This is a genomic window from Novosphingobium sp. BL-S-33, from assembly GCF_056857025.1.
Genome location: NZ_CM166474.1, coordinates 2,689,991 through 2,704,801, shown reverse-complemented (window position 1 = coordinate 2,704,801; position 14,811 = coordinate 2,689,991). Strand labels below are relative to the sequence as shown.

General features: G+C 64.5%; 10 protein-coding genes. 6 read left to right on the top strand and 4 right to left on the bottom strand.

All coding sequences use genetic code 11. The features are described 5' to 3' along the window. Positions 1-276 precede the first annotated feature (276 nt). The 5 genes from AC1VVM_RS12620 to AC1VVM_RS12600 all read left to right on the top strand — a co-directional run bounded on the left by AC1VVM_RS12620 (position 277) and on the right by AC1VVM_RS12600 (position 8,875). Positions 277-2,580, top strand: a complete 2,304-nt coding sequence (locus tag AC1VVM_RS12620) for a TonB-dependent receptor (RefSeq protein ID WP_482955121.1) — start codon at positions 277-279, stop codon at positions 2,578-2,580. A 26-nt stretch (positions 2,581-2,606) separates the two neighbouring features. Then, positions 2,607-4,223, top strand: coding sequence for an alkaline phosphatase D family protein (locus AC1VVM_RS12615; RefSeq protein WP_482955120.1), 1,617 nt, complete (start codon positions 2,607-2,609; stop codon positions 4,221-4,223). 108 nt (positions 4,224-4,331) lie between these two features. Further along, positions 4,332-6,017, top strand: a complete 1,686-nt coding sequence (gene acpA, locus AC1VVM_RS12610; RefSeq protein ID WP_482904197.1) for an acid phosphatase — start codon at positions 4,332-4,334, stop codon at positions 6,015-6,017. Between the two features lie 144 nt (positions 6,018-6,161). Beyond that, on the top strand, positions 6,162-7,571 hold the full coding sequence (locus AC1VVM_RS12605; protein ID WP_482904196.1) for a M20/M25/M40 family metallo-hydrolase: 1,410 nt from the start codon (positions 6,162-6,164) through the stop codon (positions 7,569-7,571). 5 nt (positions 7,572-7,576) lie between these two features. Next, positions 7,577-8,875, top strand: coding sequence for a Xaa-Pro dipeptidase (locus AC1VVM_RS12600; RefSeq protein WP_482904195.1), 1,299 nt, complete (start codon positions 7,577-7,579; stop codon positions 8,873-8,875). Positions 8,876-8,880: 5 nt separating this feature from the next. On the opposite strand, the gene AC1VVM_RS12595 is transcribed toward AC1VVM_RS12600, so the two are convergent. From AC1VVM_RS12595 to AC1VVM_RS12585, 3 genes are all read right to left on the bottom strand, one after another. Continuing rightward, positions 8,881-9,963, bottom strand: a complete 1,083-nt coding sequence (locus tag AC1VVM_RS12595; protein ID WP_482955119.1) for an acyltransferase family protein — start codon at positions 9,961-9,963, stop codon at positions 8,881-8,883. 173 nt (positions 9,964-10,136) lie between these two features. Then, positions 10,137-11,741, bottom strand: coding sequence for a phytoene desaturase family protein (locus AC1VVM_RS12590; RefSeq protein ID WP_482955118.1), 1,605 nt, complete (start codon positions 11,739-11,741; stop codon positions 10,137-10,139). Next, entirely contained in the window at positions 11,738-12,904 is a 1,167-nt protein-coding gene (locus tag AC1VVM_RS12585) for an aromatic ring-hydroxylating oxygenase subunit alpha (RefSeq protein ID WP_482904192.1), read from the bottom strand. Before AC1VVM_RS12585 ends, AC1VVM_RS12590 begins: the two co-directional genes overlap by 4 nt. Before the next feature lie 36 nt (positions 12,905-12,940). Between AC1VVM_RS12585 and AC1VVM_RS12580 the strand changes: the two genes are divergently transcribed. Beyond that, a complete protein-coding gene (locus AC1VVM_RS12580) occupies positions 12,941-13,585 on the top strand; it encodes a TetR family transcriptional regulator C-terminal domain-containing protein (protein ID WP_482955117.1) in 645 nt (214 codons plus the stop codon). Here AC1VVM_RS12580 and AC1VVM_RS12575 read toward each other — a convergent pair. Then, complete coding sequence (locus AC1VVM_RS12575) at positions 13,529-14,758, bottom strand: amino acid permease (RefSeq protein ID WP_482956350.1); 1,230 nt, start codon at positions 14,756-14,758, stop codon at positions 13,529-13,531. The genes AC1VVM_RS12580 and AC1VVM_RS12575 overlap by 57 nt on opposite strands. Between the last annotated feature and the right edge of the window lie 53 nt (positions 14,759-14,811).

The following is a 14,811-nucleotide window of genomic DNA, read 5'->3' as shown; positions in this document are numbered from 1 at the left end:
GCGGATATCGAGGCGGACGATCACCCCGCGGCGAGAACGGCCATGGGGGCAGGCGGCTTGCTCACGATTCTCTCCCGGATTGCGATGTCGCTTCATTCGCTAATGATAATCAATCGCAATTACAAGCCTTGTGCGCGAAAGGAGGCGCAGATCGGCAGCAATCGGGATCGTGCACCATAGGTGCGCGATCCACTCTGCATGGCAGATCGCCATTGAAGCTTCATTTCCAGCCGCTAACGCCGGGGCAACGGCAGAATGGGGTACAGGGAAACGGCAATGAAATTCGCAGCTTGCGTCGCAGCTTTGATGGCGGGCACCACGCTTGCCGGTACGCCCGGCACGGCCTTTGCCGAAGAGGCCGATGCAGCCGCGAATAGCTCCTCCGCTACGTCCGATTCCAACCAGATCGTCGTTACCGCGCAGAAGATCGCCCAGCGCGCAGTCGATGTGCCGATCACACTTTCGGCCATCACCGGTGAGCGCATGCGCCAACTGGGCGTTACCGATATGGGCGAGCTTTCGGCCTATGTTCCCGGCCTCAACATCCAGATCCAGAGCGCCAACAATCCCGGCTTCGTGATTCGCGGCATCACTTCGGACAGCGGCTCGGCGCAGGAAGGGCCGCGCGTCACGCTCTATTACAACGGCATCGATATCTCGCGCTCGCGCGGGGCCTATCAGGGGAACTTCGATCTCGACCGCATCGAAGTGGTCAAGGGCCCGCAGGCAACGTTGTTCGGTACGGCCGCCGCCATTGGCGCGATCAGCCTTGTTTCGGCCAGACCCCAGCCGGGCCTCTCGGCGCAAGTCACCGGCGCTTACGGCAACCTCGACGCCTATCGGCTGGAAGGCTTCGTCAATGCCGGCAACGACGTTCTTGCCGGGCGTATCGCTTGGCAGTGGAAGAAGCGTGACGGCTATGTGAAGAACCTCGCTCCCGATCAGGACGATCTCTACGCGCAGGATCAACTCGGCCTGCGCGGATCGCTGCGCTTCACGCCGACCAGCGACTTCACTGCCGATCTCATCTTCACGTACGATCGCCAGCGCAATTCGGGCACGCCCTTCCTGTCGAAGGACCTCGGCTCGACTTCGGTCGACGGACTGTACGGCCCAGCCTATCTCGGCGGTTCGCCCTATTCGGCCGAAGTTCTGGGCAGCGACAAGCTGGGCCTCCACCGCGACGTCTACGATGCGAACCTCACGGCAAGCTGGGATTTCGCGGACGGCTGGAACTTCACCACCGTCAACGGCTACCGCCACTTCGATGCGCTGGAAGTCTTCGACGCCGATGGCTCGGCCGCCTGGTATCTTGAATTCGCCGAACACGCCAAGGGCTGGCAGGCCAGCCACGAGAGCCGCTTTACCTACAGCGACGACCAGTGGCGCGCCTCGTTCGGGTGGAACTATTTCATCGAGGACAGCTACCAGTACGTGCCGTTCTCCTCGGAAGTCGGCACCTATCTGCAATGCACCGCGAACATCATTCCGGGCCTTGGCTGCGTCTCGGCAGACAACACGGTTACGGCATCGGCGGCAACCTATCTCGCCAGCCGGGGACTGGTCAGGCAGCTGCCCTATTCGAGCTGGTACGAGAACAAGGGGCGCAACCAGTCGTGGTCGATGTTCGGCGACGTGGCGTTCAAGCCGGTTCCAGCCGTCGAACTCACCGCCGGTGCGCGCGTGCTGATCGAGAAGCGCCGCTCGGGCTATGCCGCCAACCAGCCTGCGGCGCCGCTATACGGCCAGCCGCTGCTGCCGCTGGTCGATACCGGCGGGCAGACGTTCTATGCGCAGCGCTCCTACGCCGCCGTGCTGCCGCGCTTCAACGCGCTCTGGCACCTCAACTCCAACGTCAATCTCTACGCGACGATTTCGGAGGGGCGCCGTTCGCCGGTGGTGCAGCTTTCAGCCGCTACCGGGCCCGTCGCGGATCTGAACCTGATCGAGGCCGAGACGGTCTGGAACTACGAAGTCGGCATCAAGGGCTCGGCGGGCATCTTCTCGGGCTCGCTGGGCGTCTATTATGACGATTACAGCAATTTCCAGGTCGACGTGATCGATGCCACGACCGGCGTCGCCCGCACGGAAAGCGCGGGCTCTGCCACCAACATCGGCGTCGAGGCCGAACTGGAAGCGAAGTTCACCGACTGGCTGAGCGCGTTCGGCAACGTCGGCTTCATCAGCGGCGGCATCGACGACAAGGAAGCCAACGGCATCTACGCCGGTAACCAGTTCCGCCTCCAGCCCAAGTGGCAGTGGGCGGCGGGCCTCAATCTCAATGTCCCCGTCACCCAGAACACCAGCGTGTTCCTGACGCCCAGCGTGACCTATCGCAGCAAGATCTACTTCGAAGTCCCCAACAGCGAAGCGATCAGCCAGGACGCGGTAACGCTGGTCAACGTGCGCGGCGGCGTCTCGTTCATGGACAACCGCTTGCAAGTGGCCGGCTATGCACGCAATCTGGGTAACGAGAAGTACCTATTGGACGCGGGAAATACGGGCGGCTCGTTCGGGCATCCGACCTTCATTCCCGCAGAGCCGCGTACTTACGGCATCGAACTGACTGTGCGTTACTGAACCTTCGTAAACGGGAAACAGGACCCATGACGCTCGCTCTCGACCGCCGCCTGCTGATCAAGGCAGGCGCTCTTGGCCTTGCCGCGCTTTCTACACCGGGTCTTGCGCAAGTGCTCACCGCGCGCGGCTTTACGCATGGTGTCGCCAGCGGTGAACCGGCGGCGGACTCGGTCCTGCTGTGGACGCGCTACGTCGGCAGCGGGGAGACGAAGCTGCGCTGCGAGGTGGCGGAAGACGACGCTTTCCGTAAAGTCGCCAGCGGAGGTGACGTCGTGGCCTCGCCCGCCCGCGACAACTGCGCCAAGCTGGTCGTCGCGGGGCTCCAGCCGGGCAAGTGGTACTTCTACCGCTTCATCGCGCCCGATGGCACCATGAGTGAAGTTGGCCGCACCCGAACTTTGCCGGTGGGTGAGGTTGAGCGTTTCGGCATCGGCCTGTTCTCCTGCTCGAACATGCCGTTCGGCTGGTTCAACGCCTATGCCCATGCCGCCGAGCGTGACGATCTCGACCTGATCGTCCACATCGGCGACTACATCTACGAGTACAAGCTCGGCCAATATCCCGAGCATCCGCTGGCGGGCCGTCCGATCGAGCCGGCGAACGAGATCGTCACGCTGGCCGACTATCGCCTGCGTTATGCGAGTTATCGCCTCGATCCCGATCTGCGGGCGCTGCACCGCCGGTTCCCGATGATCGCGCAGTGGGACGATCACGAGTTTGCCAACGATGCCTACAAGGATGGGGCGGAGAACCATCAGCCCAAAACGGAGGGCTCGTGGGCGGTGCGCAAGGCGGCGGCCGAGAAGGCCTATCGCGAATGGCTGCCGGTTTCCGATGCCGACTGGGGCAGCTATCAGATCGGCTCGCTGGCAACGATCTTCCGTCCCGAGACGCGGGTGACGCAGCGGATGAAGCAACTCGATCTCGGCTCGGCCTTCAAGGGTGGGGATGTCGGCAAGGCGCTGCTCGCTTTCCGTGATGGGCCGTGGATGTCGGCCGACCGCACCCTGATGGGCGCCGCGCAGGAGGACTGGCTCTACAAGAGCTTCGCTGCGTCGACCAAGGCGGGCACGTGGTGGCAGATCCTTGCCCAGCAAGTCGTGATGGGCATGCTCAAGGCGCCGCAGGCGCTGGCCGATTTCGTTCCCGCCAAGGGCGATGCCAGGATTCGCCGCCAGCTCATGGCAATTTCGGCTGCCGCGAAAGTGGGCCTGCCGTTCAACATGGATTCGTGGGACGGCTATCCGGCTGCGCGCGAACGCCTGCTCAAGGCGGCGCGCGAGGCGGACTGCAATCTCGTCGTGCTTTCGGGCGACAGTCACAATGCCTGGGGCAACGAGCTTTCGAGCGGCGGGACGGCGGTCGGCGTGGAATATGCAGGGCAGTCGGTCACTTCGCCGGGGTACGAGGAATACCTGCCGCTGGCCAAGCCCGACACGCTATCCGCCGCGTTGCGGGGGGCCAATCCGGAACTGGTCTTCGCCGATGTCCACCGCCGGGGCTATGTCTCGCTTGACGTGCGGCCCGATCAGGTGCGCGGCACCTGGCACTTCATGTCCACCATCGCCGAGCGCACAACCGCCAATACGGACAGCACCACATTGGCCGTGAAGTGGGGCGATCGGGTCTTCACAAAGACCTGAGATCTTTCCCTGAACCCGCGCCAAACCGGGTTCGGAACGGTTGACGCAAGGGGCGTTGCCGCCGCAGAGAGTGCCGGTTTCCTAATTCCGCAAGGATTCCCCCCGCCCATGTCCGATTCTGATTCCGATCCCACCTCCGGTTCCGGCGAAGCCATGTCCGGCAATCCCGACCGCCGCGATTTCCTGGGCGGTCTTGCCGCCGCAATCGGGGCGGTTGCCGTTGCAGGCGCGCCTACCGAAAGCGCCGAGGCCCGGCCCGCGAAGGCGTCCTCCCCGCGCCCGGTCAGCGATGCGAAGCTGCGTGAGGCGATCGATACGGTCGTGGTGATCTTCGCTGAGAACCGCAGTTTCAACAACCTTTTCGCGGACTTCCCCGGGCTGGAGCAGCCGCTCGCTGCGATTCCGCCCGAACGCACCCGCCAGCGGGACCGTGACGGCAAGGTGCTGGAGCGGCTGCCGAAAGTCTGGGAAGGTCTGGTGCCGTCGAAGCAGGTGGTCCAGCATACCGAGTACCAGATCGGGCCGGACGATCTCGGCCCGATCCCCAATGGCGCCTTCGCGCTCAAGACGCCCGACGGCGATCCGCTTCCGCACGGGCTGGTGACGCGGGACCTCGTCCATGCATTCTACCACAACCAGATGCAGATCAACGGCGGCGCCAATGATCATTTCGTTGCCTTTGGGGACAGCGGCGCGCTGGTCATGGGGCACTATGGCGACACCCGCGCCCAGCTTCGCCTCTGGCAGCTGGCACGCGAGTTCACGCTCTGCGACAACTTCTTCATGGGTGCGTTCGGAGGATCGTTCCTCAACCACCAGTACCTGATCTGCGCGCAGCCGCCGTTCTACCCGGATGCCGACAAGAGCCCGGCCGCCAAGCGCATCGCCCATCTTGAAGGGGACGATCCCAAGGGCACGCGCCTCAAGCTCGATCCCAAGACCGCGCCGAGCGCTCTGGACGGGCCGGCGGTGTTCGGGCCGAGCACGCTCTCGCCCGATTTCTGGGCGGTCAACACGATGCTGCCGCCCTATGCGCCGACGTACGAATTGGATCCGGATAAGCCCGGCTTCGCCAATGCCGCCAGCGCCAACACGCTGGTGCCGCAGCAGCACAAGACGATCGGTGACATGCTCTCGGCAAAGGGTGTCGAATGGGCGTGGTATGCTGGCGGGTGGAATACGGCGCTTGAGGGAAAGATGAACGACGCCTCGTTCCCTTCGCGCCCCAATTTCCAGCCGCATCACCAGCCGTTCAACTACTACGGCCGCTTCGCCCCCGGCACGGCCGACCGGGCACGGCACCTGCGCGACGGCGGTGAGGGTGATACCGCCCGTACCAACCGCTTTCTGGCGGATGCCGGCGCGGGCAAGCTTCCGGCGGTCAGCTATTACAAGCCGCAGGGCAACCTCAACATGCATGCGGGCTACTCGGACATCGATTCAGGTGACCGGCATATCGCCGCCGTGGTCGATGCCCTGCGTGCCAGCCCGCAGTGGGAGAAGATGCTGATCGTCATCACTTTCGACGAAAACGGCGGCTGGTGGGATCATGTCTCCCCGCCGAAGGGCGACCGATGGGGTCCGGGCACGCGCATTCCGGCCGTGATCGTCTCACCCCACGCCAAAAAGGGCGTGGTTGACCATACGATCTACGACACCGGATCGATCTCTCGCTTTCTCACCCGCCGCTTTGGACTGGAGAAGCTTTCCGGCCTGAAAATGCGTGAAGATGCCATGGTCGCTGCCAGCGGCGTGGCGCCGGGGGACCTGACCGGAGCACTTGATATTGCCTGAGAGCGCCTGAATTTTTAGCGGCGCACCAAAACAGGTGCGCCGCTCCTGCGAATGCGACAGAGTGCTGACATTGGGGCCGATTCTCTTTGGCTTCGATGAACCAGAACCTTCGGGCGAATCGCATTTCAGGGCAGGGCAATTTCCATGAGGCATATCCTTCTTCCGGCGGCGTCGCTCGCCGCCATCGTGCTTTCCGCGTCTTCCGTTCAGGCCGCGCCGACGGCTTATCCCGATGCCGAGGCGCATGTGCTCGACATGGCCAAGAAGGCCATCGCCCTGCGCTCCGTGGAAGGCGAGGGTAACCAGACCCCGCAAGTCGCCGCACTGTTCAAGCAGCGCCTGATCGAAGCCGGCTGGGATGCCAGTGACATCGATATCGTCCCCTACAAGGACACCGCCTATCTCATCGCCACCTGGAAGGGCAGCGACCCGTCGCTGAAGCCGCTGGTCGTCTCCGCGCACATGGACGTGGTCGAAGCCAAGCCTGCCGACTGGGAGCGTGATCCCTTCACCCCGGTGGTGGAGAACGGATACCTCTACGGCCGCGGCGCCAGCGACACCAAGTTCGAAGCGGTGCTGGCGATGGAATCGATGATCGAACTGCGCAAGCAAGGTTTCAAACCGAAGCGCACGCTCGTCATCGCCTATTCGGGTGACGAGGAAACCTCGATGGCGACCTCCAAGCTGATCGCCGAGCGGCTGAAGAACGCCGAACTCGTGCTCAATGTCGATGGGGCTTCGGGCACACTGTCCGAAGAGACCGGCAAGCCGCTGTTCTGGACCTGGCAGGGTGCCGAGAAGACCTACATCGATTACGAGATCACTGTCACCAATCCCGGCGGCCACAGCTCGGCCCCGCGTCCGGACAATGCGATCGTGCAGCTTTCCGAAGCGCTGGTGCGGATCGGCGCCTACAAGTTCAAGCCCGAACTCAACGACGTGACCCGCGCTTACTGGACCGAGGCGTCGAAGCTGGAGGCCGATCCGAAGAAGGCCAAGGCGATGCGCGACTTCGCCGCCAATCCGAACGACCCCGCCGCGCTGGAAGTGCTGCGCGCCGATCCCGCCAGCGTGGGCCGCGTCAGCACGACCTGCGTGCCGACCATGCTGTCCGGCGGTCATGCCCGCAACGCCCTGCCGCAGCGGGCGAGTGCCAATATCAACTGCCGCATCTTCCCGGGTCACACGCGGGAAGAGATCATGGCCGAATTGGCGAAAGTGGCCGCCATGCCCGCCGCAAAGTTCTCGGACGTGACGGGCGACGATTCCACGATGGCCCCGGCCTCGCCGATGCGACCCGATTTCGTCGCTGCCGCGCGCAAGGCCGTGACAGCGGCCTGGGGCCCGGTGCCGCTGATCCCTTCGCAAGCGTCGGGTGCCTCGGATTCGATGTGGTACCGTGCGCTCGGCGTGCCGAGCTACGGCGCTGCCGCCTCGATGATCAAGGACTCGGACGAATTCTCGCACGGCCTCAATGAGCGGATTCCGCTGCTCAATATCCGGCCGGGCATCACTTATTACCTGTCGATGTACAAGGATCTGGCTGGAAAGTGAGAATCATGGGGGCGGAACGGAAGCGGGTGAAGCAGGGGGCTTTTCTCGCGGCAATCCTGGCGGGCGCGCTGGCCGCGCCCGCTTCGGCGGCAACGCTTTATGTCCGTGCGGGACGACTGATCGATGTGGACTATGGCACCACGCGCACCGGGCAGTGTGTGCTGGTGACCGACGGCCGCGTCATCCGCGTGGAGGCCTGCGGCAAGACACCTTCGGGCGCGCAGGAGGTGGACTGGTCGGCCTATACGGTGCTGCCCGGCCTCATCGATCTGCACACCCACCTTGCCGATACCGGGCAAAGCGCCGATGTCGCCGCGCCGCTCAAGACCTCTCCCCAGCTGACCGCGCTGATCGGGGCACACAATGCCAAAGTGACGCTCGACGCCGGCTTCACCACCGTCCGCGATGTCGGCACCTATCGCGGGCTTACCGACGTGGCCTTGCGCGACGCCATTGCCGCGGGTGACGTCCCCGGACCGCGCATGTTCGTGGCCGGTGCCTATATCACCAAGCCGGGCGGCGGGGGTGAGCTTAACGGGGTGGTCCCGAACGACCAGCTTCCGGCGGACATGCGCTACGGCGTGATCCGCAACCCGCAGGAAGCGCATGAGAAGACCGAATTCCTGTTCGAGCATGGGGCCGACTTCATCAAGATGATCGCCACCGGCGCGGTCCTCGCCATCGGTACCGAGCCGGGACAGGTGGAATTGACCGAGGACGAGATGCGCGCGGTCGTTGCCGTGGCGAAAGAGCATCACTCCTACGCCACGGCCCATGCCCACGGCGCGGAGGGTATCAAGGCGGCGATCCGTTCCGGCGTGCATTCGGTGGAGCACGCCAGCCTGATCGATGACGAGGGCCTGAAGATGGCCAAGGATGCCGATGTCTGGCTGGTCATGGATATCTACGACGGGGATTGGATCGATCAGCAGGGCACCAAGGAGGGCTGGCCCGCCGAATACTTGCGCAAGAACCGCGAGACCACGCAGATCCAGCGCGACGGCTTCGCGAAGGCGGTGAAGATGGGGGTCAAGCTAGCCTTTGGCACCGATGCGGGGGTCTATCCGCACGGTCTCAATGCGCGCCAGTTCGCCTATATGGTGAAGTACGGCATGACACCGATGCAGGCGATCAAGGCGGCGACGATCGATGCGGCGAAGCTGATCGGTCACGAAAGCGAACTGGGCTCGATCGCGCCCGGCAAGTTTGCCGACATGATCGCGGTCGAAGGCGATCCCTTGCGCGATGTGAGCGTGCTGGAGCATGTCTCGCATGTGATGAAGGCGGGGACGGTCGAGGAATAGCGGCCTCAGGCCGCTGCCAGCCGTCCTCCGCTCAGCACTTTCGCCGGTCCGGGCGCTGCGCGGACCAGTGCGGTTCCAAGCGCCACGACCGCCAGCAACACGATGAACGGCTGAGCCAGCAAGAAGTAGGGATAGAGTGGCGAACCGAGCTTGCCGAACAACGCGCCAAGCAGCGGGCCGCCCAGCCAGATCAGGATCAGGTGCGAGCAGAACAGGAAGAAGGCAAAAGGTTCGATCCGCAGCAAGGGGGCCTTCAACGGGCTGGCCGAAAGAGCCCAGGCCAGGCGCCAGTAAGCCGTGGCCGCCGTCAGTCTGATCGCCAGATCCAGCGTTGCGCTGGCGGCATTGTCCGGCTGCATGCCGTACCGAAGCGTCAAAAAGAGCTGCAGCGCCATCAGGCTCGCGAATGGCAGAAGTGCCACCGGCAGGGGCCATGAGGCCACTCGGTCGGCGAAATTCTCGCGCCGGGCGAGAATGCCCAGCACGAAAAAGAACGGGATCGAAGCCCGCATCACCACCGGCGCGCCGATGCCGACGATCTGGCAAACGGCGGCGATCGAAGTGATTGCCACCAGCCATGGGTTCGCAAGCCGCACCAGCCAAGGCGCGGCCAGCATGCAAACGAAGAGGTCTCGCAGGAACGGCATCTGTACGTTGATGTCGGGGTTGCGGCTGGCCACGAACAATTCCTCGAACACCCAGTCGAACGAATGCGGCGTTGGCGCGGGCAGGTTCAGCAACCATGCCGTCCCGGATACCAGCAGCAGGGCGAGGGCGTTCCACAGGACCATTGGCAGCAGGATCGTCCGCGCCTTGCGGGCGACATGCGTGGGCCAGTCACGCGTGCGGCTCGACGATGCGACCAGCCAGCCCGAGATCAGCCCGAGCAGCGGCACGGCGCTGCGTCCGAACACGTCCATGAGCACCCAGCGGAAATCGTCCTGCGGGGTGCCGCGGGCCAGTTGCAGGTCATAGCCGGTCAGGCCCGTCCAGGCGTGGACATAGACCACGCCCAGGATGCAGATGACGCGCGCGATGGAGATCGCAGCAGACTTGCGTGAGGAGTCGGCAATCAAAGTGCTGGTCAAGCGGTCTTCCCGTTCTTGGCGACCCGGCCGTTCTTGGCACCGGTCCGGAAATCGGCCCTCCGCTTGCCGCGAAAGGTGCCGATTTCCCGTAACCGGACCTCAGGACGGTTTTATCCGCTATGCCCAGCGTGATTTCGGTGGGTTGCCCGCTCGAAGGGATGAAGCGCCCGGTTTCAGGTCCTGAAGCGTCCGAAACGGCCCTTGTCGGCGATCACCTCGTGCGCGCAGTTGTGGCCCGGCGCGCCGGTCACGCCGCCGCCCGGGTGGCTGCCCGAGCCGCACATGTAGAGCCCTTTGATCGGCCCGCGATAGCTGCCATGGCCGAGCACCGGCCGTGCCGACCACATCTGGTCGAGCGTCAGGTTGCCGTGCATGATGTCTCCGCCGACCAGGCCGAACTTGCGTTCCAGCCCCTTGGGGCTGAGTACCTGCCGGCCAAGTATCGAGGCGCGGAAGCCCGGTGCGTATTCCTCCACCGTGTCGATGATGGTGTCTGCCGCCTTGTCTTCCTCCGCATCCCAGTCCCGGCCGTCCGGCAGTTCCGGTGCGAACTGCTGGCAGAACAGGCTGGCGACATGCTGGCCTTCGGGCGCGAGGCTGTCGTCCACGGTCGAGGGGATCAGCATCTCCACGATCGGCTTCTTCGACCAGCCATAGGTCTTCGCGTCGAGGAAGGCCCGGTCCATGTAGTCCAGCGTCGGCGCGATGATGATGCCGGACTGGTGATGTTCGCCCGGCTCGGGCAGGCAGGTGAACTTGGGCAGTTCGGACAGTGCCACGTTCATGCGGAAGGTGCCGCTGCCGGTCTTGAAGCTTTTCATGCGGCGCTGGAAATCGGGGGCGAGGTCGCTTTGCGCGATCATCTTGCCATAGAGCAGCTTGGGTCCGACATTGGCGATCACGCGGGTGGCGGCAATTTCTTCGCCGCTTTCAAGCCGCACGCCGGTCACCTTGTCGCCATCGACGAGGACCTGATCCACCGGGCTTTCCAGGCTGATCTCCACGCCCAGCTTGCGGCAGACTTCGCCCATGATGCGGGTGATATTGCCCATGCCGCCCACCGAGTGGCCCCATGCGCCCTTCTTGCCGTTCACTTCGCCGAAGACGTGATGGAGCAGCACGTAAGCGCTGCCCGGCGTATCGGGCGAGGCATAGTTGCCGACCACGGCGTCGAAACCGAACGCGGCCTTGACCGCCTCGCTCTCGAACCAGCCGTCCAGCAGCCCGCGCGCGGATTTGGTGAAGAGGTCCAGCACATCGCGCTGCGCCTCGATGGAAAGGCCCGCCAGCTTGCGGCCCTGAAGCGCTGCGTCGATCAGTCCGCGCCAGCCGTCGCCAGCGTTGGGCGGCGATTTCAGCGCCAGATCGCGCAGGACTTCGGCCACGACTTCCAACGAATCGTAATAGGCGGGCAGCACTTCGGCATCGTGCTTGGAAAAGCGGCGGAACTCCGCTTGCGTGCGTTCCAGCCCGCCGCCCAACTTGAGGTAGCCACCGTCTTCCTGCGGCAGCAGGTTGGAGATCGGCCGCTCGATCACGCGGTAGCCATAGTCGGCCAGCCGCATGTCGGCGATGACCTTGGGCTGGAGCAGGCTGACGGTATAGCTGGCCACCGAATTGCGGAAGCCGGGGTGGAATTCTTCGGTGACCGCCGCGCCGCCGACCACGTCGCGGCGCTCCAGAATGCGGACCTTCAGCCCCGCGCGGGCAAGGTAAAACGCGCAGACGAGGCCGTTGTGGCCACCGCCGATAATTACAGCATCGTATTTCTGGGTCATTTTTGGCTCCAGCCGGATGCGGGCCGCTCGTTCTGGCGGGCCTCTGGGATCAGTTCGCGGATGCGCTTGCAGAAGTGGCGCAGGCAGACTTCCTTGTTGGACAGCGGCCCGACCGAGAATGTGCGAGAGGCCATGCCCGCCTGCACGCGGGTGATGAGCTGCGTATCCTCGGCATTGACTTGCCGGTTGATGCGCCAGTTGAGATAGCGCGCGGCGCGCATCTCCCGGCGGTCATCAGGCAAGACGTAGCTGATCTCGCGGATCATGCAGGTTTCCGGCCCGGTGGGCAGCCATTGCATGAAATCGACCTGATCCGGATAGATGTCGAAGGCGACGCACGGCCAGAGCTTGAAATAGAGCCAATGGCGCTGCCGATCCTCGGGCAGGTGCGGTACCGGCGGCAGCAGTCGCTGGTACATGCGTTCGGACCAGTTGGACGAGGGCGCATCCATCAGATCGCCCCACATGCGGTCGACATGGCGCTCCGCTTCCACGCCGTAGCTGCGGCCGAACAGGCGGGTGAGGCCGGGATGGGCGACGGGGATGTGCAGCCCATCCGAATAGTTGTCGCCCACGTTCTTCCAGTTCACCTCGCGCGCGCGCATGGTGACGCGGCCGAGGGCCTTCAGATCCTCAAAGCGATAGGGGGCGACCATCTCCTCGTAGGGGGCCATCATCTGGCTGACCGTCGGCCCGCTATCATCTACGAGGCGCACGAAGATGAAGCCGCGCCAGACTTCGATGTCCACCGGGGATAGGCCGTGGCTGGCCTTGTCGAAATCGGGATAGCTCTGGCTGTCGGGCACGCCGGTAAGGCGGCCGTCGAGATCGTAGACCCAGGCGTGATAGGGGCAGACCAGCTTCTTCGCGCAGCCGCTGGCTCCATCAACGACGCGCGATCCGCGATGGCGGCAGACATTGGTGAAGGCGCGCAATTGCCGGTCATTGCCGCGCACGACGATCACGCTTTCGCCGATATACTCCAGCGTGTGCCAGTCGCCCACGTTCGGCACGTCGCTCTCGTGGCAGACGACCTGCCAGCTTGGGGCGAAGACGCGCTCCTTCTCCACCTCCAGGAATTCGGGATCGGAATAAGTCCAGGCCGGCAGACTCCAGCCATCGAGCGGATCGTTTTCCGCGAAATCCCTGAGCTGCGTTGCCATGGGCGACTCCTTGTTATACGATCGTATAACAACGCGATGACTACCAAGCAATCCTCCACACCGGCCTATACGCGCGGTGATCCCGACGAGCGGCGGCAGAGCCTGATCGAGGCGACGGCGCGGTGCCTTGCGGTGCATGGTGTGGGCGGGACTTCGGTCCGTTCGATCTGCGGGATGGCAGGAGTGTCGCCGGGGCTGTTGCGACACTATTTTGGCGGCGTGTCCGATGCGATTGCCGAAGCCTATCGCTGGACGGGAAACCGGGTCGCACGGGCGCTTGAAGAGGCCGTGGCCGAGGCGGGTGAAGAACCGAGGGCGCGGCTGCTGGCCTATCTCGCTGCCAGCTTTCGTCCGCCCATCGCGGATCCCGAACTGCTGGCGACCTGGCTGGCATTCTGGGCAATGACGCCGCAGGACTCCGGCATCGGCGCGCTCCACGAGGAGATCTATGGCGAGTTTCGGATCGGCATGGATGCGCTGATCCGCGCGTGCCGACCGGGCATGGCCGATACCCGGCTGATCGGCGTGGGCCTGACCGCGCTGATCGATGGGCTCTGGCTCGAACTCAGCCTGGGCAAGGCGCCCTTCACGCCTGAAGAGGCGGCCGGACTGGTCGAGGCGTGGCTAGACGCGCTGCTCGGCGTTTCGGCGCCGGACCATGAGCCAGATCGGCAGGCCTAGCGCCATCAGCACGAAGCTGAGCCCGCTCGCGCCGATCCCGGCCCCCCAGAGCGTCCATAACGCATAGACAGCACCCAGAATGGCAGCGGGGCGCGCAACTCCCAATCGCAGCGCCGACAGCGCGCAGGCAAGGTAGAGCCACAGCGTTGCCGAGGTCGATAGCAGCAGCAGATATTCGAACAGCGCCTGCATCGACCGGCTGGCGTTCATCGCCGCAAAAAGGCTGGCGATCACGGTCGAGATCAGCAGTGCGCGGCGTGCGACCCCGCGTCCATCGGTCTCAGCGAACCATGCAGGGAGCAGGCGGCGGTTCGCCATGTCGCGCACCATTTCGGCTTCGAGCAGGGTCCAGCCGTTGAGCGCGCCGACGCAGCTGATGACGGCAAAGAGCGTGATGAACGTGGCTGCGTCTGCATTCCAGAAGCGCGCGACGAATGTCGCGAAGGGGGCTGGTGAATGCGCGGCAAGCTCCACCGGCAGCAGTAGCGCAACCGCCGAGCAGACCAGAAGGTAGAGAATGCCGGTAAGCCCCGTGCCCCAGAGCGTGGCGCGGGCGATGTTCACTTCAGGATTGCGCACGCGGGCCGCCGCGACGCTCGCGCTCTCGAAGCCGAGCAGGGCCCAGAGCGTCAGCGTGGCGGCGCCGTTGATCGCGCCGAAACCGATGCTGCCGGGAACGGGAGGCGCCACATGCGCGCGTCCGCTTCCGAGTACGGCTGCCGCGATCACGATGACGACGATGAGCGGCAAGACCTTGAGAGCAAGAGTGACGATCTGGAACTCACCGGCCGCGCGCACGCCGCGCAAGTTGATGAATGCCATGAGCCAGAGCAGTACGATGGCGGCCATCGCCGGGACGTACTCGCCCACGCCGAGCAGGGGCACGATGCTGGACAGATAGCTGACGGCGGCCACCGCGATCGCGACCACCGAGGTCCAGATCGAGACCAGATAGATCCAGCTGATGAAGAACCCGGCAGCCGGTCCGAAGGCGTCGGTAACGAAGCCCGCCGGTCCACCGGCTCCGGGACGGGCGCGGGTAAGGCGGCTGAGAACATAGGCGAGCACGAGCGCGCCGCTGATCGTTATGAGCCAGCCGATCACTCCGTTCCATCCGAACGGCGCAAGGCTGGCGGGTAGCAGGAACACGCCGGAGCCGATCATGTTGCCCATGACCAGCGCCGTGGCCGCCACGAGGCCCAGACTTCCGCCCGGGCCTCCGGCTG

Bases quoted from the DNA above. Each gene is read 5' to 3' on its own strand.
- AC1VVM_RS12620 (WP_482955121.1), top strand. From the start codon at position 277: ATGAAATTCGCAGCTTGCGTCGCAGCTTTGATGGCGGGCACCACGCTT.
- AC1VVM_RS12615 (WP_482955120.1), top strand. From the start codon at position 2,607: ATGACGCTCGCTCTCGACCGCCGCCTGCTGATCAAGGCAGGCGCTCTT.
- acpA (WP_482904197.1), top strand. From the start codon at position 4,332: ATGTCCGATTCTGATTCCGATCCCACCTCCGGTTCCGGCGAAGCCATG.
- AC1VVM_RS12605 (WP_482904196.1), top strand. From the start codon at position 6,162: ATGAGGCATATCCTTCTTCCGGCGGCGTCGCTCGCCGCCATCGTGCTT.
- AC1VVM_RS12600 (WP_482904195.1), top strand. From the start codon at position 7,577: ATGGGGGCGGAACGGAAGCGGGTGAAGCAGGGGGCTTTTCTCGCGGCA.
- AC1VVM_RS12590 (WP_482955118.1), bottom strand. From the start codon at position 11,741: ATGACCCAGAAATACGATGCTGTAATTATCGGCGGTGGCCACAACGGC.
- AC1VVM_RS12585 (WP_482904192.1), bottom strand. From the start codon at position 12,904: ATGGCAACGCAGCTCAGGGATTTCGCGGAAAACGATCCGCTCGATGGC.
- AC1VVM_RS12580 (WP_482955117.1), top strand. From the start codon at position 12,941: ATGACTACCAAGCAATCCTCCACACCGGCCTATACGCGCGGTGATCCC.
- AC1VVM_RS12575 (WP_482956350.1), bottom strand. From the start codon at position 14,758: ATGGGCAACATGATCGGCTCCGGCGTGTTCCTGCTACCCGCCAGCCTT.